We start from the raw sequence: 20,212 nt of genomic DNA, 5'->3' as shown, positions 1-20,212 counted from the left end.
AAGAATGGGGGCAGACTACGTTTTTCTGTGTCGCACTTTAGCGATCTGAAATAGTGTGAAATAGATAGGGAGATTGTTTTTCATAGAATTGACTAAGCTATTGGCATCATTAATTGTGAACGGATTCACCATATGCCACGCAGAGCACGTCTCTTGATGCCAGGTGTCCCCTTGCATCTGATTCAACGAGGAAATAATAGATCAGTTTGCTTTTTTTCAGAGGATGATTACCTTTTTTATTTAGAGCTGCTTGCTGAACAGGCCAACAAAAATTCGTGTGAAATTCACGCATGGTGTCTTATGACTAATCATGTCCATTTGTTGATTAGCCCTCATGAGCACAGCAGTACCAGTTTGCTTATGAAAGGAATAGGGCAACGATATGTGCAATACATAAATCGTACATATGGACGTAGTGGGACTTTATGGGAAGGACGCTTCCGTTCGTGCCTTGTTCAAAGTGATAGTTATGTATTGGCCTGTTATTGCTACATTGAGATGAATCCTGTCAGAGCCAAAATGGTGACGCATCCTGCGGAATATCGTTGGTCGAGTTATCGTGCTAACGCACAATCAGAGTTTTCGCATCTCATTACCCCGCATGCTCAGTACCTATCGCTTGGGGACACAGATGTATCGACTGCTGAAGTCTATCGCGAGCTTTTTAGAAGCGAGTTGGAGATAGGATTGGTTGACCAGATTCGGGCTGCCACAAATGGCAACTATGTACTTGGTGGTTCGCGATTTGCAGCCGAAATTGAAGCTATGATTGGGCGACGAACTCGGCGGGGATGCCCGGGCAGACCGAAAAAGCACTAGATTTTTTAGATGGAAAACGTGGTCTGTCCCCGTTTATATAATTCTGGTGCAGGGTGGACAGCGCAAATAAAAATTGGAAATAAATTACTTGGGCAGGATGGCAAGCTATACAGAAAGCCCTTTAATTTAACTCACATTCCTGTGGATTTTAAAGAATGAAAGATTTTTCGTATTATTGTTCCTTGCCAGACTCCATGGCCGAGGATGAATTATATGTTGAATTTGTCGAGCTTATCGAGAACTGTGCGCTTGCTGAGTGTGGGAACTCTGAGATTGTAAGGAGTTTTCTTGAACTCAGCGATCGTCAATGGCAAACGTATACAGTTTTGGGTAACTATTTAAAAGGCGAAATAGAACGGGTCTTAATCTCGCGCTGGGATGCCGATAACTTGGAGCTTGTTGAGTGTCTTGTTGCTGTTGCTGCAAGGCTAGGCCTTGTTGGGTTATTCGAATTTATATCGAGTCAGAATGTTAATGGACTGCCGTCCAATGTGGCGGCTGAAATAGAAAGTGCGATAAGTGAACTTGGTGATAATATTGCTGATCCATATAGTGGTATGTAATAGAGGACAAAAAGGGACACCCATTAGCCGGTCTCGAGTCAAGGCTAAAAGCCAACTTGCCCTGCAGCTCTTGCTGCAGGGTTTCTCCTATAACTAAACCCGACTGGTTGAACCCGTCGTATCCGTTTCCTCATCGTTGGCTACGACCGAGTCGTGCCTGACACCCATGTGGATCAAACGGTAGCGATACAACCAGCACCGCCCTGGCAGTCAACTGCCCCAGAGAAACGTTGGTGCAGAAAAGGGGACAGAACTATTTGTTTGTCATGTTCCATAAAGATTAGAAGGTGTAAACCTTATTCAGGACGGGACAAGGCCAGAAAATAGATCTGCCCCTTTTTGTTTTTTTTGCCAGTCCCTTTTTTGCCGTGCTAGCTGACGACGTCCAGTCGAATTTTCAGCCCATGCGCCGTTTGAAGGCCTGGAATTCGGAGAACGAAGACCAAGAGGACGTTATATATCTAACAATCATGTGCCTTATACGGAATAGGATGTAGATATGTCTGTAATTCGAGAGGGTGTTGTAGTTGGTGGCCAGTATTCTGGCTGGAAAGTGTTTGTCGATGACGAACGTTGCGGCGATACCGGCGGGTATTATCTGTACTTAAAAAGAAGTGATAGTGAAGGATTCGATTATTGGTTTGAAAGTGAGGCAATTCTTCAAGCCCAACTAGTCGATTGTGACGTTGACTGGATGGATTAATCAATCAGCATTACTGAAGAGATAAGAAACTTAGGTATCCATTTTTTAAGTTTCACTTTGTAGCTCGCGCTCGTAGAAGCCTGATTCACTTCTATCTTGGTTGACTGGGCAGGCCTCTTCGCGAGCAAGCTCACTCCCACAGTTGACTTGTGGTCTATGGACATTGCGTATTCAACACAGATCCAAGTGGGAGCTGGCTTACCTGCGACGGACGCGACTCGGTGCCTACTGCCTATCCCCCATGGCAGCAACTCTGCGATCCCTTTTCTTCGTATTTATCGTGATGCCTCACCCACTCCATGATTTCCTCTTCATTACGGCCCTTGGGCGTCAGATCGAGGTAGTTATAGGCGCCAACCAACAGGTCAAGCCCCCGCGCATAAGTGGAATACGTGTGAAAAATCTCTCCCGCTTCATTGCGATAAAACACGCTGAGACCAGGCAGTTCTTCCTCGGCGCCGTCAGACTTTTCGTAGTTGTACGTAGCTCTACCGGCGACAACATCTTCGGCTCGGGCTGATACGCCGAAGTCGTAGTTGAAATCACTGCCATCTGACGACACCCAATCAAATTTCCAGCCCATACGCCGTTTGAATGCCTGGAATTCGGCGAACGGTGCGTGGGAAACCGCCACCACGGCGACGTCATGATGGGCCAGGTGCTGGTTAGCGCCGTCAATGTGATCGGACAGGAACGAGCAACCGGGGCAGCCTTCGTCCCATCCTGCGGCGAACATGAAGTGGTAGATGACCAGTTGGCTGCGGCCACCGAACAGGTCGGCGAGTTTCAGTTCGCCGTTCGGGCCCTGAAAGCGGTAGTCCTTGTCGATTTTCACCCAAGGCAGGGCGCGACGTTCGGCGCTGAGTTTGTCTCGTTCCTTGGTGAAGGCTTTTTCGTGGGCCAGGTGTTGTTTGCGGGCGACGAGCCATTCTTCGCGGGACACGACGGGATGATTCTGAATGTTCATTGGCTTTCTCCTGCGATGTGCTGGGAGGTGACTGACAAAGCCTAGTCGTTTGACCTACGCCAAATTCGACACGCCGCCGGGCGGTGCTGTTCGAAACCTCAGCTGAACGGCTGCACACCCAGTGGGTCACAACTTAAGAAGGCCATTTCACTCACAGGCTTCGGAGGTTGAATCAGGATGACAACTTACAACTGGGATTTGATTGAACGCTTGCTGCACGAAGTGCAGAACGGTGCTGCCAGCTACACCCCACGGGCTTATGCCGAAGATTACGCAGCCGAGAAAGCTACGGAAGGTGAGCAGACGGAAAACCTGGATCACCTGAAAGCGGTGGCCGGCGAGTACGAAAAGTTGCTACTGCAGCGCGGCTACATTGAGTCTCGGCCTGAAGAGCAGGGCGGTACGGGCTCCAATTACATTTTGACGCCACGGGGCTCGAGTTTGTTGAGCCTGATCGACAGCAGCATTCCGGGTAATGACCATCCGCGTCAGGTATTGGATGAGCAGGAAGATGCGCTGGATGAGGTGACGTTTGATGAGGTGGCGTCGAAGGCGCAGATTGCCTGAAGACGCCGATAATCACTGTGGGAGTGAGCAGGCTCACTCCCACATTTGTTTCGTATTGCGCTTAGCCTTGTTTAGCGGCTTTCAGGCACTTCAGATCGTTGAAGTCCTTCCTCACCCCTTCGATCTTTTTCAACAGCCGCTGGCGTTGCGCCGGCGTGCTCTCGGCCATCAGATCCACAATCAATCCCCGTGCCTGAGCCTCAGTATTGGCGTAGGCCTGACGGTAAGCCGGTGTCCATAAACTCTCGCGATTGACCAGAAGTGTCTCGATTCGCTGTGGGAATTCTGGACTGTGCCGTTGCTCGACCGCTGAACTGAACTGTTTCTGCCAATGGGCGCGGTTGGCGATCCATTGGGTGTTCTGGTCGCCCAAGGCTTTCGACCAGGTCACCACGCGTTGTTGCTGGGTCGGGCTGAGTGGGCCGAGCCAGTCATTCAGGCGTTTTTCCATGCGCTCGCTACGTTCCTTGATCTGCTGATCGAGCGTCGGTTTCAGGTATTCCTCCTGGCGCTTGCGCTGATCCTTGGCGAAGGCGTCGTTCATCTCTGCGACTTGTTTGTCGTCCAGCCCTTGTAACAATTCGATGGCCGACGGGGTGATTTCCCTGGCGGTCTGGGCGATGGCGGCTTTGGCTTCCTCCGTGCGGGTTTGCAGCGCGGCGTCGGTGACCTGATTGGTCTCGACCATGGTCTGCAAGCGATCAAGCCAGTCGAGGTAACCCGGCAGTTGCGTGCTGCAGTGCCAGCTCAAGTGCTCTTTGAGGCGCTCGTTGAACCAGCCTTTCTGCTCGCCGTTCATGTCCAGGTAATCGCTGAGCGTCCATGGAATGATCACATCGAGATTGCGGTAGGCCAGGCCCACGCGGCTGCACGCACCGAGTGCGAGGCTGAGGGTGATGATGACGGCGAGACACTTTAACCAGCGCGGCATGGGCGAATCCTTGCGAAGTTCTGGCTTCTTGAGTGGATTCTTATAAGAGCGCTGCATGAGCGCGGCAGTTCAGCCCATTAATAGAATGCGCGTTCGGCCTTGAGGGTGACCAGTCCGTCGCATTGGCTGTTGTGCCCGGAATAGGCCGAGCAATCGCCGCCGCTGAGGCTGGATCCACTGTAGATCAAGTCCAGGTCGACGCCCATGAAGGGCCGGGAAAGTTGCACCGACCAATCGGTGAAACTGCCGACATACCCGCCGTCGACGGACACCGGGGTGTTGAGCTGGTGGGTGGTGTATTTCATGCTGATCCCGATGCCGAACGGCTGATTGCCGCCCAGGTCGGCGAAGACGGTGCTGTTCTGTTTGTCGGGGTCGTTGCTGAATGCTGCGCCGAAACGGCTGCCCAGAAAAGTCAGGCCACCGAACAGCTCCTGGCTGTCGAGGGTGTCCACTTTCGGATAGCTGTAATGGATCATGCCGACTTCATAGCCGAGGGTATGATCGAAAGACTGTTTGAAGCCCATGTAGGAGTCGACTTCAAGGTTGGCCCCAGGCGTCAAGCCCATGCTGGGTGCCCATTGGCCCACATAGAAACCGCTGTTGTGGCTGAGGTCGAGTCCACCGTGGAACGAGCCAGTGGTGGAAGGCTTGACCAGCCCCTGCGCCATGCTGCGGCTGGCGGTGGTGCCAAGTTGGAGATCGAAATCGCCCAATTCGCGCTGGAACACTTGCGCGTTGGCGAGCGAACAGGTCAACAGGGTGCCGAGTAATAAACAGGAGGGTTTGAGCATGCGTCACTCCATGACCGCGGAGCAGGAACTAAAACCTACTGAAACGCTTGATCTAGACGTGTGCAAGCATACCGGCGAATGCTCGGCATCGAAGGCCGTTCGTCGATTTTTGAAAATTAGATGGGTTTTTCGGGGTGTTGCGGGGAGGGTTCCAGTCCAAGCGCTTCGAAGCTCAAAGCGCTTATGGACCAGTTAACGCGGGGTGTTACTTCTTGCCCAGCGTAATCTGCTTGGACGGGCCGAACGTCTGGCCGCTGACGCCTTTGGCAATTTGCTGGATCTCGCCGCCGGACTTGAGGAACGCAGCGATCTGGTTGTTGATTGATTCGCTGGTTTCAACGGCTGGAGCTGGCTTTGCTTTGCTGTTGGATGCTTTTACACGCATGGCGGCCATTAACCTGTAGAAAATTAACTTGGCCAGGCATCGTACATGAAATACTTGACAATTGCTTGGTAAATATCCCCTCAAAATACACATCGTAGGGCTTACTTATTCGCCGATTATTATTCGAAATAAGCCCCTAAGCCGCTGTTTTAAATAAGAACAAGGGGGTTGAAATTCAGCCGTTTGATCGGTCGAGGAGGGTAGAAATCGTCCGTGCAGTCTGACGAGCGGCCAGGCACAGGCGGCAGAACCCACGGAAATCAAGGCGTTCGGAAGAAAATCCGCTGTCACCGGGCTGGCCACGGAAACGCCGCCCGCAAAACCGGGTAGAATGTCGCCCACGCAATGAGGGTATTGGAAATGGCTTTAGTCGGGCGTTACAACAGTTTGCAAGTGGTTAAACACACTAACTTTGGTTTATATCTGGACGGTGGCGCGGAAGGCGAGATCCTTCTGCCTAATCGTTATATTCCCAAAGATATTCCCAGCGAAGATGAAGATTGGCTCAACGTTTTTATTTATCTGGACAGCGATGACAAACTCATCGCAACTACCGAAAAGCCGAAAGTTCAGGTCGGTGAATTCGCCAGTTTGAAAGTCGTTGAAGTCAACAGCATCGGTGTTTTCCTGGATTGGGGTCTGCCGAAGGATCTGTTGCTGCCGTACTCCGAAGAAAAGCGCCAGATGACGGCCGGCGAGTATGTCGTGGTGCACGTCTACCTCGACAAACACACCCGCCGCATCACCGCGACGGCGCGTCTGGATCGTTATCTGGACAAGACCCCGGCCAATTACACCCCCGGTCAGGAAGTTGATTTGCTGGTGGCTGAAGCGACCGACATGGGCTTCAAGGCGATCATCAACAACAAGCACTGGGGCCTGATTCACAAGAACGAAATCTTCAAGTTCATGCGCGCCGGCAAAGAAGAGAAGGGCTTTATCAAAGAAGTCCGTGCCGACGGCAAGATCAGCCTGAGCCTGCAACCGGTCGGCGAAGAAGCGGCCACCAGCCTCAATTCGAAGATCCTTGCCAAGTTGCGTGAAAACAACGGCACCCTGCCGGTCAGCGACAAGAGCGACCCGACAGTGATCACCAATCTGTTCGGCGTCAGCAAAGGCAACTTCAAGAAGGCCATCGGCGCGCTGTACAAGAATGGCCAGATCGTCATTCATGCCGATCGCATTGAACTAAGCTGACCTCGCATCGGCCCCATGCAGGTCGATGGCATGGGGTTGAGCGGCTATGAAGAAATCATTGTGGGCGTACGCCGGCACCTTGCTGGCGTTTCTCGTGCTCGACGGCCTCTGGCTTGGCGTGTTGATGGCGCCCACTTATCGGGCGCTGCTCGGTTCGCTGATGCTCGATTCACCGCTGCTGGCCCCGGCAGCGGTGTTCTATCTGCTCTATGTATTCGGTTGTGTGGTGTTCGTTGTGTTGCCGGCGAAAACCTGGCGACGTGCCTCGGCGTTGGGCGCGTTGCTGGGGCTGGTGGCTTACGGCACGTATGACTTGAGTAATTGGGCGACGTTGCACGGGTGGTCGGCGCAGTTGGCGTTGATGGATATGGCCTGGGGTGCTTTTGCGACGTGTGTCGCCTGTTCTATTGGATTCTGGGCTGCGCGCAAGGCCTAGCATCTCGGCGGTTTGCAGTGACGCCATCGCGAGCAGGCTCGCTCCCACATTGATCTTCAGTGATTACAAATATTTGGTACGACAACCATCAAATGTGGGAGTGAGCCTGCTCGCGATTAGCTGCGCAGCAGCCACTTACTCGGTTGTATACATAAAATCCTGCACCGTTTGCTGGCGGGGTTGCCCTGTTCATGGGCATTGTCGTGAGCTTCACCCCCTGATTGCTCGGCGCTATCTGGCGCTGAAAGACCGGTTTGTCACAGGTTCTAGTCGTATGGCACGCATTCTGCGTAGCAACTCGTATACAAACCATGCCGGCTCCCGTGTGCAGTGTGGTTGCTGCATCAATTCCGGGGGCTGTTTCGAGGAGCCCCGCGATGACCGAGCAATTGCCCAACGGCTACAGCCCCCGCCTGTATAACGAGGATCTGGGGCCGCTGCCGCAGAAATGGAATTGGTACAACATCTTCGCTTTCTGGATGAGCGATGTGCACAGCGTCGGTGGTTATGTGTTCGCCGCCAGCCTGTTCGCCCTGGGCCTGGCCAGTTGGCAGGTCTTGATCGCGTTGCTTGGCGGGATCTGCATCGTGCAACTGATCGCCAACCTGGTGGCCAAGCCGAGCCAACAAGCGGCGGTGCCATACCCGGTGATCTGCCGGCTGGCCTTCGGCGTGTTCGGGGCGAATATTCCTGCGGTTATCCGCGGACTGATCGCCGTGGCCTGGTACGGAATTCAGACGTACCTGGCGTCCAGCGCCTTGATCATCGTTGTATTGCGATTCTTTCCTTCAATGGCGGCCTACGCCGAACCGCATTTCGCCGGTTTGTCCTACCTCGGCTGGTTTGGCTTCCTTAGCTTGTGGTGTGTCCAGGCGTTTGTGTTCTGGGCCGGCATGGAGTCGATCCGACGTTTCATCGATTGGGCAGGGCCGGTGGTGTATGGCGTGATGTTCATGCTCGCTGGCTGGATCGTCTGGCAGGCCGGCTGGAGCAACATTAGTTTCACCCTCGCGGAAAAATCCTTGTCCGGCTGGGAAGCGTTCGGACAAGTGATTGTCGCCACGGCGCTGGTGGTGTCGTACTTTTCCGGCCCGACCCTGAATTTCGGTGACTTCAGTCGCTACTGCCGCAGCATGAAGGACGTGCGGCGTGGAAATTTCTGGGGCTTGCCGGTGAATTTTCTCGCCTTCTCCCTGGTTACGGTGGTCATTGTTTCCGGGACCTTGCCGGTGTTCGGTGAAATGCTGCACGACCCGATCGCCACTGTGGCGCGCATCGACAACAGCGTGGCCGTACTGCTCGGCGCCTTCGCCTTTGTCACCGCGACCATCGGCATCAACATCGTCGCCAACTTTGTGTCCCCGGCATTCGATTTCGCCAACGTCGCCCCGAGTAAAATCAGCTGGCGTGCCGGCGGGATGATTGCGGCCGTGGCCTCGATCTTCATCACCCCGTGGAACCTGTTCAACAACCCCGAAGTGATTCACTACACCCTCGACGTGTTGGCGGCATTCATCGGCCCGCTGTTCGGGATTCTGCTGGTGGATTACTACCTGATCAAAAAACAGCAGATTGACGTCGATGCGCTGTTCGATGATGGCCCCAGCGGTAAGTATTACTACAACGGCGGGGTCAATTGGACGGCGGTCAAAGCGCTGATTCCTGCAACCCTCACGGGCGTGGCCATTACCTTTACCCCTGTGCTGCAACCGATGGCGAACTTCGCCTGGTTCACTGGCTGTTTCCTCGGAGGCGCGCTGTATTTCGTTCTGGCTTGGCGCCAGCAAGCCCAGCAAATCACTGCCGTGGCCACCGCCGGATGACGCAATCGGGAATTTAAAGGTCCCGTTCAGGCGGCATTTTCTGGCCAACTGGTTAATAATCGACAGCATAATTTTTCGCCCCGGCGATGCTTTTTGAACAAGCACGCCGGGGCTTTGCTTTTTACTGTCGAGTCACTGCCATGGATTGTGTTGTCGAGGTGTTCCGGTGAGCGCCACCCGGCGTAGCGCCGATGGATTTGCCCTGCAAGTGATGATCGGGTTGTGCCTGATCTGGGGCGTGCAACAGGTCATGATCAAGTGGGCGGCGCCCGATATTGCACCCGTGATGCAAGCGGCGGGGCGGTCGGGTATTTCCGCGTTGCTTGTAGGACTGTTGATCTGCTGGAAGGGCGGCTGGGATCAGGTCGGTAGCACTTGGCGTGGCGGGTTGCTGGCGGGGGCATTGTTCGGACTGGAGTTTTTCTTCATCTCCGAAGGTTTGCAACTGACCACCGCCGCACACATGTCGGTGTTCCTTTACACCGCGCCCATCTTCACCGCGTTGGGCGTGCACTGGCTGCTGCCCAGTGAGCGTTTGAGGCCCGTGCAGTGGCTGGGGATATTCCTCGCGTTCGTCGGGATCGCTGTTGCCTTTGCCGGCGGCGTGTCCTGGGACAACCTCGATCACCGCATGTTGATGGGCGATGCGTTGGGCGTTCTGGCGGGTGCCTCGTGGGGCGCGACCACAGTGGTGGTGCGCGCCTCGCGACTGTCGGAAGCGCCCGTCACCCTGACCCTGTTTTATCAACTGATCGTCGGATTCGTCGGCCTGCTGCTGATCGCGGTGCTCAGTGGCCAGGTCACCCATGTCAGCCTGACCACCTTGGCGGTGGCGAGCGTGCTGTTTCAGGGATTGGTGGTGTCGTTCTTCAGCTACCTGACGTGGTTCTGGCTGTTGCGCCGTTACCTGGCGGCGAACCTGGCAGTGTTTTCGTTCATGACGCCGCTGTTCGGCGTCACGTTCGGCGTGGTGCTGCTGGGCGAAGAATTGAGCCTCAACTTCATCATCGGCGCCGTGCTGGTGTTGCTCGGCATCACCTTTGTCAGCGCTGAGCAGTGGGTGCGCCGTCGTTTGCGCAAAGCCCTTGGGCAGCACTGACCGGACGCAGTAACAGCCCGCCGGCGATGAGCAAGCCGCTGCCGGCGAATACCAGCGCTGGCGCTAATCCGCCGCTGAAGTGGCTGCTCAAGGCTGCCAGCAACGGCCCGCTGAGTTGGCCCACGGCAAAGCACGCTGTCAGCAGCCCGGCATTGCGCTGGGCGGCGTGGGGCGCCAGTTCCCGCGAACGTTGCATCACCAGTTGCATGCAGGCGAGGAACGGCGTGCCGCACAGGATCACCCCCAATGCCAGGCCCGGACCGCTGCCCAACAGGCAGGCGAACACCCCGGCCGCTTGAAGCCACAATGTGGTTATCAGCCAGTGACGCGTGCCATTCGCGGTTTGTCGACGCAGGCTGACGAGGACCACGCCGATGGCCGACGCCAGGCCGAAGCATGGCCAGAACAGGTCGGCCTGCCATTGGCCATGAAACTGTGCGCTGGCCATTTGCGAGAGAAATGTGGCCGGGATGATGTAGCCCAGACCGTACAAACCGTAGATCAAGCCCAAGCGGCCGATGCCTCGATTGGCCGAAGTGGTGGCGTGCTGCACGGTGGGCGCACTCGCGCCAGGCTGCGGCAGAAAAGGCAGGATCCCAAGCAGCATCGCCAGCCCGACGCCGGCGTAGACCAGCCACAGGGTCGCAGAGGTCTGCCCCAGCAGGTTCGAGCCCAAAGCCAACAACCCTGTCAGAAAAATCCCCAAACCCGGTCCGGCAAATACCAGGGCGCCCAGGCGTGGACGTCCGCCGGCTACGGCAAGCGGCTGGCTCAACGCCGTAATCATCACCAACACCCACGCACTGGCGACACCGGTGCCGAAGCGCAACACCAGGTGCGACCAGAAACCATTGGCCCAGAACGACGCCAGAGTCAGGAGAACGCACAGCCACAAGCCTCCCAGCAGACGTCGCCGGACCTGCTCGGGGCGACGGGAGAACATCGCATCCACGGCGCCGACGAAGTAGCCGAGGTAGTTGGCCGCGGCAATCAGACCGGCGGCGGTCAGGTCGATCTGGCCTTCGCTGAGCAAGTGCGGCATTTGCGGGGTGAGGGCGAAACGCCCGATGCCCATGGCCATCATCAAGGCGATAAAACTGGCGGACAAGCGAATCAGAGGGGACATGGTCTGAGTTCCAGCAAAGGATCAATGACCGTCAGGCTAGGACTGATTGACTTTCTTTAAAAATGAATAATAGTGAGAAACTTGTTCTGAATTGGAGAAGATCGTGGAGTTCAGCCAATTACGGATCTTTCAGGCTGTCGCGCAGGAAGGCTCGATCACCCGCGCAGCGGAGCGTTTGCATCGGGTGCCGTCAAACCTGTCGACCCGGCTCAAACAGCTTGAAGAGCAACTGGGCGTAGAACTTTTCGTCCGCGAGCGTCAGCGCTTGCAGTTATCGCCTGCGGGAAAAGTCCTTCTGGACTACACCGCCAAACTGTTCGCCCTGCATGATGAAGCCAGTGCGGCCGTGCAGGGCGGGCAACCGGCCGGGGATTTTGTGCTGGGCACCATGTACAGCACGGCTGCGATTCATCTGCCGGAGTTGTTGGCGCGTTATCACCGCACGTATCCGGCGGTGAACTTGCAGGTGCAGTCCGGGCCCAGCGGCGAATTGCTCGAAGGTTTGCTCACCGGTCGTCTCGATGCCGCGTTGGTGGATGGCCCGCTGGAATTGGCCGGCCTGGATGGCTTGCCATTGTGCGACGAACGGCTGGTGCTGATCAGCGAGGCCGACCATCCGCCGGTGCGTAGCGCGAGGGATGTTGAAGGCCGGTCAGTGTTCACCTTTCGGCAGGGCTGTTCGTACCGGATGCGTCTGGAGGCCTGGTTTGCTCATGACCACGCCGCCATGGGCCGGGCGATGGAGATCGAGTCCTACCCGGGGATGCTCGCCTGTGTGATCGCGGGTTCAGGGGTGGCGCTGATGTCGGAGTCGATGCTTGCCAGCCTGCCGGGTCGCGAACGCGTGGCGGTGCACCCGTTGGCCGAACCATTTGCCAGCGCAACCACCTGGCTGATGTGGCGCAAGGGCATGGTCGGGGCCAATCTGAATGCCTGGATCGAACAGCAGCAAGCGGTCTATCCATCGACAGCGTTTGAGGATCAGGCGATTGCTTGAACTAATGGTCAAGTATTTTGTTCAATTCAGTAACAGATCATTGCGGATTTGGACGAGCAATACGTAGGACTTCGGACTATTATCAGTGCGAAGCGGCTACAGAATTCCGGTCGCTCGGCACTACCCTGAAGGGGGCACCATGAAAGAGAAAATCCAAAACTGGCTGCACGATCTGGGTGTTGCACTCGGTTTGATTGAACCGCCTCTGCAACCTGTGCCTATTCGTACTGACGACGAACAACGCCGACGCCAGCAGCGCCGCCGGTAACGCGGCGCAAGTAGTGTTTGTAGCCGCTGCCGAGCCCGCGAGGCCGCGTTCGGCGGCGCAGATGCAAATGCAAAAGAGTGGGGCGGATTTTCAATGCCGCCCGATCTCGATCAAAAACCGGCTCAAGTCATTCGCCGTCCGGGCGGTCTTGAGCATCTGGTCTTCTTCCGCCGTAAATGCCGTCAAGCCCAGCTCATCTTCCAAATGGAAGATCAACTCTTCGATTTCCTCCTTATCCAATCCCAACTGCGCCAGGCTGGCGTTGTCGTCGAAGTCATCCTGACTTTCCAGCAGGCGGCTGATAAAGCGATGCACGGCGGCACGAACGGCGGCTCTTTTCATGGTTGTTCTTCGAGGGCGTTATTCTTGTTTTCCCTGACGTTGAGTACAGCAGGCTTCAGGCATGTGAGCGCTGCCACTCGTCAATCATCGTGCGCAGATGCTCCCCGGAAAAACTGCCGAAATGCCCGCCGTGAACCGTGCGGATCGGCAACTCGCGCAAGCGCTGCAGACTGCGGGCGTAGTCGTCGAGATTGGAGTGGTAGGCGTCTTCGATCAGCGGGCCGTCGTAGATGATGTCGCCGCTGAACAACGTTTCGCTCGCCGCTTCATACAGGCTTATGCCGCCCGGTGAATGCCCCGGTGTGTGCAGCACTTGCAGCACGCGATTACCGAGATCCAGCACGTCGCCTTCTTCAATCATGCCGGTGGCCGGTGCGGCTTTGACCCGGTATTCGGCGTAGCACAACGGACAGTCCGGGTGCGCCTCGAACATGTCGTCACCGACAAACGCCGTGCTCAGGGTGTTCTCGCCATCGGGGGCGGCAAGAATCTGCGCTTCGGCCGGATGCACCAGCCGTTCGGGGAATTCGTGATGCCCGGCAATGTGGTCGAAATGGCAGTGACTGGCCACCGCCACCAACGGCCGCTCGGTGATCCACGGCAGTTGCTCGCGCAGGCTCACCAACCCCGACCCGCTGTCCAGCAACAGGTCTTTGTCGCGGCCCTGAACGTGCCAGAGGTTGCAGCGGTAGAAGGGCCGGATGTAAGGCTCGTGAATCAGCCGAATGCCGTCACTGAGCTGTTTGACTTCGAACCACTGGTCGCGGCTGACGATCTTCATAAGCAGTTTCCTTCAGGCGAAAAAAAACGGGTGTGGCAACCGACGCCACACCCGTCGAAGAAAGCATCAAGTCGTTATATTCAGCTTAGGCTGGGCTGGCCACGGCTGCCGGGCGCGGGGACAGCAAGCTGACCAGCACGAAGCTCACCAGGCCGACGCCGAGGCTGTAGTAGATCGGGGTGTTGGCGTCCAGACCGTCTTTGAACATGAACACCAGCGCGGTAGCGAAGCCCATGCCCATGCTGGCGATAGCGCCGGCGGTGGTGGCGCGCTTCCAGAAGATCGCACCCATCAGCGGGATCAACATGCCACCGACCAACAGGTTGTAAGCCAGGGTCAGCGCGCTGATCACATCGTTGACCACCAACGCGATGCCGAGCACAACGATACCGGTCAGCAGGGTGAACAGGCGGTTGATGCCCAGGCTCGACTGTTTACCGCCACGCAGTTTCGGCAGCAGGTCTTCGGTCAGGGTGGTGGCAGCGGCGAGCAGGCCGGCGCTGGCGGTGGACATCATGGCCGCCAGTGCAGCCGCGATCACCAGGCCACGGATTCCGTCCGGCAGGGACAGTTTGACGATGGCGGCGAAGGCGTTGTTGACGTTGTCCAGGTCCGGGATCAGCACGTGAGCGGCCATGCCGATCAGGGCGCAGGCCAGTCCGTAAAGGATGCAGTAGAAACCGGCGAAGGTACCGGCGTACTGAGCGACTTTGGCCGACTTGACGGTGAACACCCGTTGCCAGATGTCCTGACCGATCAGGATGCCGAAGAAGTAGATCATGAAGTAGGTAATGATGGTGTCCCAACCGATGGTGGTGAAGCTGAAGGCGGTTGCCGGCAGTTTCAGCACCAACTCATCCCAGCCGCCGACGCGATACAGGCAGATCGGCAACAGGATGAACATCAGGCCTACGGTCTTGATCACGAACTGGACGATGTCGGTCAGGGTCAGGGACCACATGCCACCGATCGCCGAATAGATCACCACGACGCCGCCACCGAGCAATACCGAGACCCAGAACGGCAGGCCGAACAGCACTTGCAGAACCGTGCCGATCGCCAGGATCGACGTCACGCCGATCATCAGCGCATACGCCAGCATGATCGCCGCGCTCGCGGAGCGGGCCATCGGGTTGTAGCGTTTTTCCAGCACTTGGGTAACGGTGTAGATCTTCAGTTTCAACAGCGGTTTGGCGAGGAACAGGTTCAGTGCCACGATCCCGCAACCCAGTGCGGCGCAAAGCCAGAAACCGGAAATGCCGTGGACGTAGCCCAGACGTACGGTGCCGACGGTGGACGCGCCGCCCAGCACGGTGGCGGCCATGGTACCCATGTACAGGCTTGGGCCGAGGTTACGGCCGGCGACCAAAAAGTCTTCGTTGGTCTTGGCCTTACGCATCCCGTAGTAGCCAAGTATCAGCATTGCGGCTGCGTAGATGAGTACGACGAATAAATCCAGTGCCATGTTGGCGTGTCTCCGATTGTCTTTTTTATGGTGAAGCGAAAATCAATTCCTGCGGCAACATCAATCCCTGTGGGAGCGTGGCTTGCACGCGATGGGAGTACAGCGATCTGTCAGACAGACCGCGTCATCGTTCATCGCGGGTAATCCCGCTCCCACAGGTCATGCGTTGGCCGAAGGTAATGCGTTTGATCAGGCGGCCTGTCGAGCCGCCGATTTACCGAGCGAATTGGAACCCTTGCTGCGTGCATCCTGCGGGCCGAACACTTCCCGTGACTCCGGGAACAGGCTGAGCAACGTCAGGTACACCAGCGACGCCAGGCCGAGGGTGACCGGCAGGCTGATGTCGATGCCGCCCGCCAGATCACCCAGCACGCCGACGAACTGCCCTGGCAGGTTCACGAAGCACAGACCCACCAGTGCGCTCGGGATCCAGGCACCCAGGCCACGCCAGTTCCAGCCGTGCGTGAACCAGTAGCGACCACCTTTCTCGCCGCGAGTGAACACCTGCAGGTCATCCGGGCAATAGAAGCCACGACGCACGACCAGGCCGATGATCATGATCACCATCCATGGAGTGGTGCAGGTGATGATCAGCACGGCGAAGGTCGACACGCTCTGCACCAGGTTCGCCGCGAAGCGACCGATGAAGATGAACGCAATCGACATCACACCGATCAGCAACGTCGCCTTGACCCGCGACAGTACGCGAGGGAATACGCTGGACATGTCCAGCCCGGTGCCATACAGCGACGTGGTGCCGGTGGACATGCCGCCGATGACCGCAATCAGGCACACCGGCAGGAAGAACCAGCTCGGCGAAACTGCCAGCAGACCGCCGACATAGTTGTTGGCCGCGATGTAGTCCGGCGCCTTGATCGCCACGATGGTGGCGGTCGCCAGGCCGAACAGGAACGGGATGAAGGTCGCAACCTGCGAGATCACCACCGCCGCCATGATCCGGCCTTTGGGCGTCTCACGAGGGATGTAGCGCGACCAGTCACCGAGGAACGCACCGAAGGAAATCGGGTTGCTCATCGCCACCAGCGCAGCGCCGATAAACGCCGCCCAGAAGCCCGGCTGGCCCATGCTCACGGTGCCGGCGTAGTTCAAATCGAAAGGCCCGGCGAAGGCGAAGATGCCCAGCAGGAACAGCAAGCTGGCGCTCCACACGGCGATCTTGTTGACCCACAGCAGGAAGCGGAAGCCATAGATGCAGACAGTCAGCACCAGGATCGCGAACAGACCGTAGGCCAGGCCCAGGGTCAGGTCGGTTTCCGGCAGGCCGATCAAGCGTTTTGCACCACCGATCAGCGCATCACCCGAACTCCACACCGAGAGCGAGAAGAAGGCGATGGCGGTCAACAGCGACAGAAACGAACCGACGATCCGCCCGTGCACGCCGAAGTGCGCACCGGAAGACACGGCGTTGTTGGTGCCATTGATCGGGCCGAACAGGCCCATCGGCGCGAGGATCAGCGAACCCAGCAACACACCCAGCACAATCGCCCAGACACCGGCCTGAAATGACAGGCCGAACAGCACCGGGAAACTGCCGAGCACGGCGGTGGCAAAGGTATTCGAACCACCGAAGATCATCCGGAACAAGTCCGTCGGGCCTGCGGTGCGTTCGTTGTCCGGGATCTGTTCCACCCCATAGGTTTCAATTTGCGTAAGGCTTTGGTCTTTGTTGTTGTTATTCATGATCAGCTCCGATCATAAAGGCGCGCTCATCGTGTGTGAGCGTCACCTGTTTGGCTAAGTGGTTGGCAGCCCTTCCGGCATTGCGGACAAATGTTCGTGGCAGGCCAGCCATAGGCCTTGTTGTTCTTGGCCAGACGCTTGTTTCTTGAAAACAATCGTCTCGCGCTCCTGGCTGAAGTGTTGCTCCCCCTGCATGCGCAGCTCGGTGGCTACGTCATGGATAAAAATCGCTACATCACCCTGCAGGCTGACGAAGGCATTGCTCGAGGTGCATGAGAGCACCTCGAAGCCATCTTCCGAGCGCCAGGTGTCCCACAAAGCCTGATAGGCATCGCGTGACAGCAGAGGCTGTTCGAGGGTGTAAAAGACGAAGCTGGCATCGGCGCTGAAGGCGCCGAAGTAGGCTTCGCGATCGTTGCGGGCAAACGCCGACACCAGGTCGGCGGCGGCTTTCAGAACCTGATCACGTTCGTTCATCAACCATCCCTCAGCGGTGGGTCACGCCAGGCAGTACGCAGAGCATTTCGTACAGCAAGTTGGCGGCCAACAGCGAGGTGTTGCCGGTGGTGTCGTAAGCGGGCGAGACTTCTACCAGATCGCAGCCGATCAGGTCGAGGCCTTGGCAGCCACGAACGATTTCAATCGCCTGAATGGTGGTCAGACCACCGATTTCCGGGGTGCCGGTGCCGGGTGCCCACGCTGGATCGATGCCGTCGATGTCGAAACTCAGGTACACCGGACCGCCGCCGACTTTCTCGCGAACTTCAGCCATCAGTGGAGCCAGGGATTTGTGCCAGCACTCTTCGGCCTGAACCACGCGGAAGCCTTGTTTACGGCTCCAGTTGAAGTCTTCAGAGGTGTAGCCCTGAGCGCGCAGACCGATTTGCACCACACGATCGCAGTCGATCAGGCCTTCTTCGGCCGCGCGACGGAACGTGGTGCCGTGGGCGATTTTCTCGCCGAACATGTGGTCGTTCACATCGGCGTGAGCGTCGATGTGAACCAGGCCGACCTTGCCGTGCTTCTTGTGAATGGCACGCAGGATTGGCAGGGTGATGGTGTGGTCGCCGCCCAGGGTCAGGGGGATCACATTGTGTTCGAGGATGGCGTCGTAGGACTCTTCAATGATCCGTACGGCGTCCAGCAAGTTGAACGTGTTGATTGCCACGTCGCCGATGTCGGCCACCGACAGCGAGTCGAAGGGGGCAGCACCGGTCGCCATGTTGTACGGACGGATCATGACCGATTCAGCGCGGATTTCGCGAGGTCCGAAACGGGTGCCTGGACGCAGGGAGGTGCCGATGTCCAGCGGGACACCAACGAAGGCAGCATCCAGACCGGCAGCGGTTGGCAAATGGGGAAGGCGCATCATGGTGGCGATGCCGCCGAAGCGCGGCATTTCATTGCCGCCCAGTGGTTGGTGAAGAATCTTGTCCACAGGAAAGGCCTCATCGTCGTTGTTTTATTTATGTCGGTTGCGCAGGTCTGGACAGACACAGGCACCGTTGTGGGGCGATTTTGCGAAATGTAGTGCACGGGAAGAATCGCTACGGGCAAATACTTAGTTCAGATTTTTCTAAACTAATGGCAGCTGCGACGATAGACTTGCCGCTGATCGTTCCCATGCTCCGCGTGGGAATGCATCCACGGACGCTCCGCGTCCCGCTCTTTTGTGCATGTGACGCAGAGCGTCACGGGCTACATTCCCACGCAGAGCGTGGGAACGATCGACCGGTGGAGAACCCCATGGCCAACGCTTTACCCGATCTGAAACTATTGCGCATCTTCGTCAGCGTGGTTCGCCATCAGGGGTTTGCCAACGCCCAGCAAGAGCTCAACCTCTCGACCTCGGCCATCAGCACCTACATGAGCCAGCTCGAAGCCGCGCTTGGCCTGGTGCTCTGCCATCGCGGTCGCGGCGGGTTCAGCCTGACCAGCAAGGGCGAATTGTTCCATCAGGAAACCCTGCGCCTGCTCGGCGAGCTCGAAGGTTTCGAGCAATACGCGGCGGCGCTCAAAGGCGAACTGCGCGGCACCTTGAACCTCGGGGTGATCGACTCCACCGTCAGCGACAAGGCCTTGCCTTTCGCCGAAGCCATCGGCGCCTACAGCCAGGAGCACCCGGCCGTGCACTTGCACCTGTCGGTCATGAGCCCCTACGAATTGCAGCTCGGCGTGCAGGACAACCGCCTCGACCTGGCCATCGGAGCGTTTTCCACGCGCATGAGTGGTCTGGTCTACATGCCGCTTTACCGCGAGCAGCACTGGTTGTATTGCAGCAGCCGGCATCCGCTGTTCACCGAGCGACGCATCCCTGAACAAGTCATCACCCAGCAACGCATGGTCGGCCGGGGCTATTGGAGCCAGGCTGAACTGGCCCGCCACGGGTTCAAGCACAGCGCCGCGACCGTGGAAAGTATGGAAGCGCAGCTGATCCTGGTGCTGTCTGGCGCCTACATCGGTTACCTGCCGGAGCATTACGCCCAGGCGTGGGCCGACAAGGGCGATTTGCGCGTGTTGCTGCCGGCGACCTTTGGTTATCAGGCGCCGTTCTCGATGATCGTGCGCCGTGGCCGCAGCCGCGAACCGTTGATCCAGACCTTCCGCGACCTGCTTAAAGCACAACTGAATCAGGCTTGAGAACATGTCCAGAGCCCAATGTCCGCGCTGTCTGCGCCCACAAACCCATTGCCTGTGCCCACTGATCCCCAGTCTGGACAGCCGCACGCGGGTGCTGTTGTTGCAGCATCCGAGCGAGGTGAACCATGCGCTGAACACAGCACGATTGGCGGCGTTGGGCTTGAAGAATGCCGAGTTGGTGGTGGGCGAGGTGTTCGAGGATTTGCTGGCGTTGTTGAATCAGCCGGGTTATCAGGCGCGTTTGTTGTTTCCGGCTGACGATGCGCAACCGTTGCTGGCGTACACCGCGAACGAAGAGCCGTTGTTGCTGGTGGTCCCGGACGGCACCTGGCGCAAGGCGCGCAAGCTGCTGCACCTCAACCCTTTGCTGGCGGCGTTGCCGAGGGTGACGCTGGCGGAGGGCGGTGTGTCGCGATATCGACTGCGCAAGGCGCCGGGGCCCGGGGCGTTGTCGACGGTGGAGGCGATTGTTCAAGCGTTGCAGACGCTGGAGGCACCGACGACGTTCGAGCCCCTGTTAAAACCGTTCGAGGCGTTGATCGAGGGGCAGATTGCCGCGATGGGGGAGGAGACCTTCCAGCGTAACCATGGGCCGAAATGATCGTTGG

General features: G+C 57.5%; 23 protein-coding genes. 12 read left to right on the top strand and 11 right to left on the bottom strand.

The window, feature by feature from the left end; translation table 11 throughout:
- The first annotated feature begins 132 nt into the window (after positions 1-132).
- The 3 genes from HNR03_RS05000 (at position 133) to HNR03_RS04990 (ending at position 2,085) form a co-directional block, all read left to right on the top strand.
- Positions 133-819 carry a transposase gene (locus HNR03_RS05000; protein WP_310504345.1) on the top strand — a complete coding sequence of 229 codons (687 nt, stop codon included), beginning with the start codon at positions 133-135 and terminating at the stop codon, positions 817-819.
- A 155-nt stretch (positions 820-974) separates the two neighbouring features.
- Entirely contained in the window at positions 975-1,382 is a 408-nt protein-coding gene (locus HNR03_RS04995) for a hypothetical protein (RefSeq protein WP_259151289.1), read from the top strand.
- Between the two features lie 499 nt (positions 1,383-1,881).
- Positions 1,882-2,085, top strand: coding sequence for a hypothetical protein (locus HNR03_RS04990; RefSeq protein WP_259151288.1), 204 nt, complete (start codon positions 1,882-1,884; stop codon positions 2,083-2,085).
- Between the two features lie 232 nt (positions 2,086-2,317).
- Here the strand turns inward: HNR03_RS04990 and HNR03_RS04985 are convergent, their stop codons facing one another.
- Positions 2,318-3,052, bottom strand: a complete 735-nt coding sequence (locus HNR03_RS04985; RefSeq protein ID WP_259151287.1) for a thioredoxin family protein — start codon at positions 3,050-3,052, stop codon at positions 2,318-2,320.
- A 177-nt stretch (positions 3,053-3,229) separates the two neighbouring features.
- On the opposite strand from HNR03_RS04985, the gene HNR03_RS04980 reads away from it, so the two are divergent.
- Positions 3,230-3,619 (top strand): transcriptional regulator, encoded by a 390-nt coding sequence (locus HNR03_RS04980; protein ID WP_259151284.1) that lies wholly within the window; start codon positions 3,230-3,232, stop codon positions 3,617-3,619.
- A gap of 61 nt (positions 3,620-3,680) precedes the next feature.
- Here the strand turns inward: HNR03_RS04980 and HNR03_RS04975 are convergent, their stop codons facing one another.
- From HNR03_RS04975 to HNR03_RS04965, 3 genes are all read right to left on the bottom strand, one after another.
- Positions 3,681-4,550 carry a DUF6279 family lipoprotein gene (locus HNR03_RS04975; RefSeq protein WP_259151282.1) on the bottom strand — a complete coding sequence of 290 codons (870 nt, stop codon included), beginning with the start codon at positions 4,548-4,550 and terminating at the stop codon, positions 3,681-3,683.
- Between the two features lie 77 nt (positions 4,551-4,627).
- A complete protein-coding gene (locus tag HNR03_RS04970) occupies positions 4,628-5,344 on the bottom strand; it encodes a TorF family putative porin (protein ID WP_259151281.1) in 717 nt (238 codons plus the stop codon).
- A gap of 205 nt (positions 5,345-5,549) precedes the next feature.
- A complete protein-coding gene (locus HNR03_RS04965) occupies positions 5,550-5,738 on the bottom strand; it encodes a hypothetical protein (protein WP_017337097.1) in 189 nt (62 codons plus the stop codon).
- A 351-nt stretch (positions 5,739-6,089) separates the two neighbouring features.
- Here HNR03_RS04965 and HNR03_RS04960 point away from each other — a divergent pair, with 351 nt between their 5' ends.
- The 4 genes from HNR03_RS04960 to HNR03_RS04945 all read left to right on the top strand — a co-directional run bounded on the left by HNR03_RS04960 (position 6,090) and on the right by HNR03_RS04945 (position 10,284).
- Positions 6,090-6,926, top strand: a complete 837-nt coding sequence (locus tag HNR03_RS04960; RefSeq protein ID WP_090181387.1) for a S1 RNA-binding domain-containing protein — start codon at positions 6,090-6,092, stop codon at positions 6,924-6,926.
- A gap of 46 nt (positions 6,927-6,972) precedes the next feature.
- On the top strand, positions 6,973-7,362 hold the full coding sequence (locus HNR03_RS04955; protein ID WP_259151265.1) for a DUF2177 family protein: 390 nt from the start codon (positions 6,973-6,975) through the stop codon (positions 7,360-7,362).
- Positions 7,363-7,739: 377 nt separating this feature from the next.
- The gene (locus tag HNR03_RS04950; protein ID WP_259151263.1) at positions 7,740-9,185 is read left to right on the top strand and encodes an NCS1 family nucleobase:cation symporter-1; all 1,446 of its coding nucleotides are present in this window, start codon (positions 7,740-7,742) and stop codon (positions 9,183-9,185) included.
- 166 nt (positions 9,186-9,351) lie between these two features.
- Positions 9,352-10,284 carry a DMT family transporter gene (locus HNR03_RS04945; RefSeq protein ID WP_090181393.1) on the top strand — a complete coding sequence of 311 codons (933 nt, stop codon included), beginning with the start codon at positions 9,352-9,354 and terminating at the stop codon, positions 10,282-10,284.
- Here HNR03_RS04945 and HNR03_RS04940 read toward each other — a convergent pair.
- Positions 10,229-11,410: an MFS transporter gene (locus HNR03_RS04940; protein WP_259151259.1), complete on the bottom strand. Its 1,182-nt coding sequence runs from the start codon at positions 11,408-11,410 to the stop codon at positions 10,229-10,231. The genes HNR03_RS04945 and HNR03_RS04940 overlap by 56 nt on opposite strands.
- A 103-nt stretch (positions 11,411-11,513) precedes the next feature.
- Here HNR03_RS04940 and HNR03_RS04935 point away from each other — a divergent pair, with 103 nt between their 5' ends.
- Positions 11,514-12,407 carry a putrescine utilization regulator PtrR gene (locus tag HNR03_RS04935; RefSeq protein ID WP_222585167.1) on the top strand — a complete coding sequence of 298 codons (894 nt, stop codon included), beginning with the start codon at positions 11,514-11,516 and terminating at the stop codon, positions 12,405-12,407.
- 139 nt (positions 12,408-12,546) lie between these two features.
- Positions 12,547-12,675 carry a PA1414 family protein gene (locus HNR03_RS04930; protein ID WP_007914492.1) on the top strand — a complete coding sequence of 43 codons (129 nt, stop codon included), beginning with the start codon at positions 12,547-12,549 and terminating at the stop codon, positions 12,673-12,675.
- A 90-nt stretch (positions 12,676-12,765) separates the two neighbouring features.
- Here the strand turns inward: HNR03_RS04930 and HNR03_RS04925 are convergent, their stop codons facing one another.
- The 6 genes from HNR03_RS04925 to speB form a co-directional block, all read right to left on the bottom strand.
- Positions 12,766-13,017, bottom strand: coding sequence for a phosphopantetheine-containing protein (locus HNR03_RS04925; RefSeq protein ID WP_090181396.1), 252 nt, complete (start codon positions 13,015-13,017; stop codon positions 12,766-12,768).
- Positions 13,018-13,072: 55 nt separating this feature from the next.
- On the bottom strand, positions 13,073-13,798 hold the full coding sequence (locus tag HNR03_RS04920; RefSeq protein WP_259151252.1) for an MBL fold metallo-hydrolase: 726 nt from the start codon (positions 13,796-13,798) through the stop codon (positions 13,073-13,075).
- An 85-nt stretch (positions 13,799-13,883) separates the two neighbouring features.
- Positions 13,884-15,263, bottom strand: a complete 1,380-nt coding sequence (locus HNR03_RS04915; RefSeq protein ID WP_222585170.1) for a sodium:solute symporter — start codon at positions 15,261-15,263, stop codon at positions 13,884-13,886.
- A gap of 189 nt (positions 15,264-15,452) precedes the next feature.
- Positions 15,453-16,964, bottom strand: coding sequence for a cytosine permease (locus HNR03_RS04910; protein ID WP_259151251.1), 1,512 nt, complete (start codon positions 16,962-16,964; stop codon positions 15,453-15,455).
- 54 nt (positions 16,965-17,018) lie between these two features.
- Positions 17,019-17,441 (bottom strand): nuclear transport factor 2 family protein, encoded by a 423-nt coding sequence (locus HNR03_RS04905; protein WP_259151250.1) that lies wholly within the window; start codon positions 17,439-17,441, stop codon positions 17,019-17,021.
- 10 nt (positions 17,442-17,451) lie between these two features.
- On the bottom strand, positions 17,452-18,402 hold the full coding sequence (speB, locus tag HNR03_RS04900) for an agmatinase (RefSeq protein WP_090181405.1): 951 nt from the start codon (positions 18,400-18,402) through the stop codon (positions 17,452-17,454).
- Positions 18,403-18,710: 308 nt separating this feature from the next.
- Between speB and HNR03_RS04895 the strand changes: the two genes are divergently transcribed.
- On the top strand, positions 18,711-19,604 hold the full coding sequence (locus tag HNR03_RS04895) for a LysR family transcriptional regulator (protein WP_007945995.1): 894 nt from the start codon (positions 18,711-18,713) through the stop codon (positions 19,602-19,604).
- A 4-nt stretch (positions 19,605-19,608) separates the two neighbouring features.
- Complete coding sequence (locus HNR03_RS04890; RefSeq protein ID WP_259151234.1) at positions 19,609-20,205, top strand: tRNA-uridine aminocarboxypropyltransferase; 597 nt, start codon at positions 19,609-19,611, stop codon at positions 20,203-20,205.
- Positions 20,206-20,212 lie beyond the last annotated feature (7 nt).

It is taken from the genome of Pseudomonas sp. JAI111 (assembly GCF_024809425.1).
Classification (GTDB): domain Bacteria; phylum Pseudomonadota; class Gammaproteobacteria; order Pseudomonadales; family Pseudomonadaceae; genus Aquipseudomonas.
Note: the sequence above shows the minus strand (reverse complement) of the source record. Positions and strands in the feature narration are given on the sequence as shown.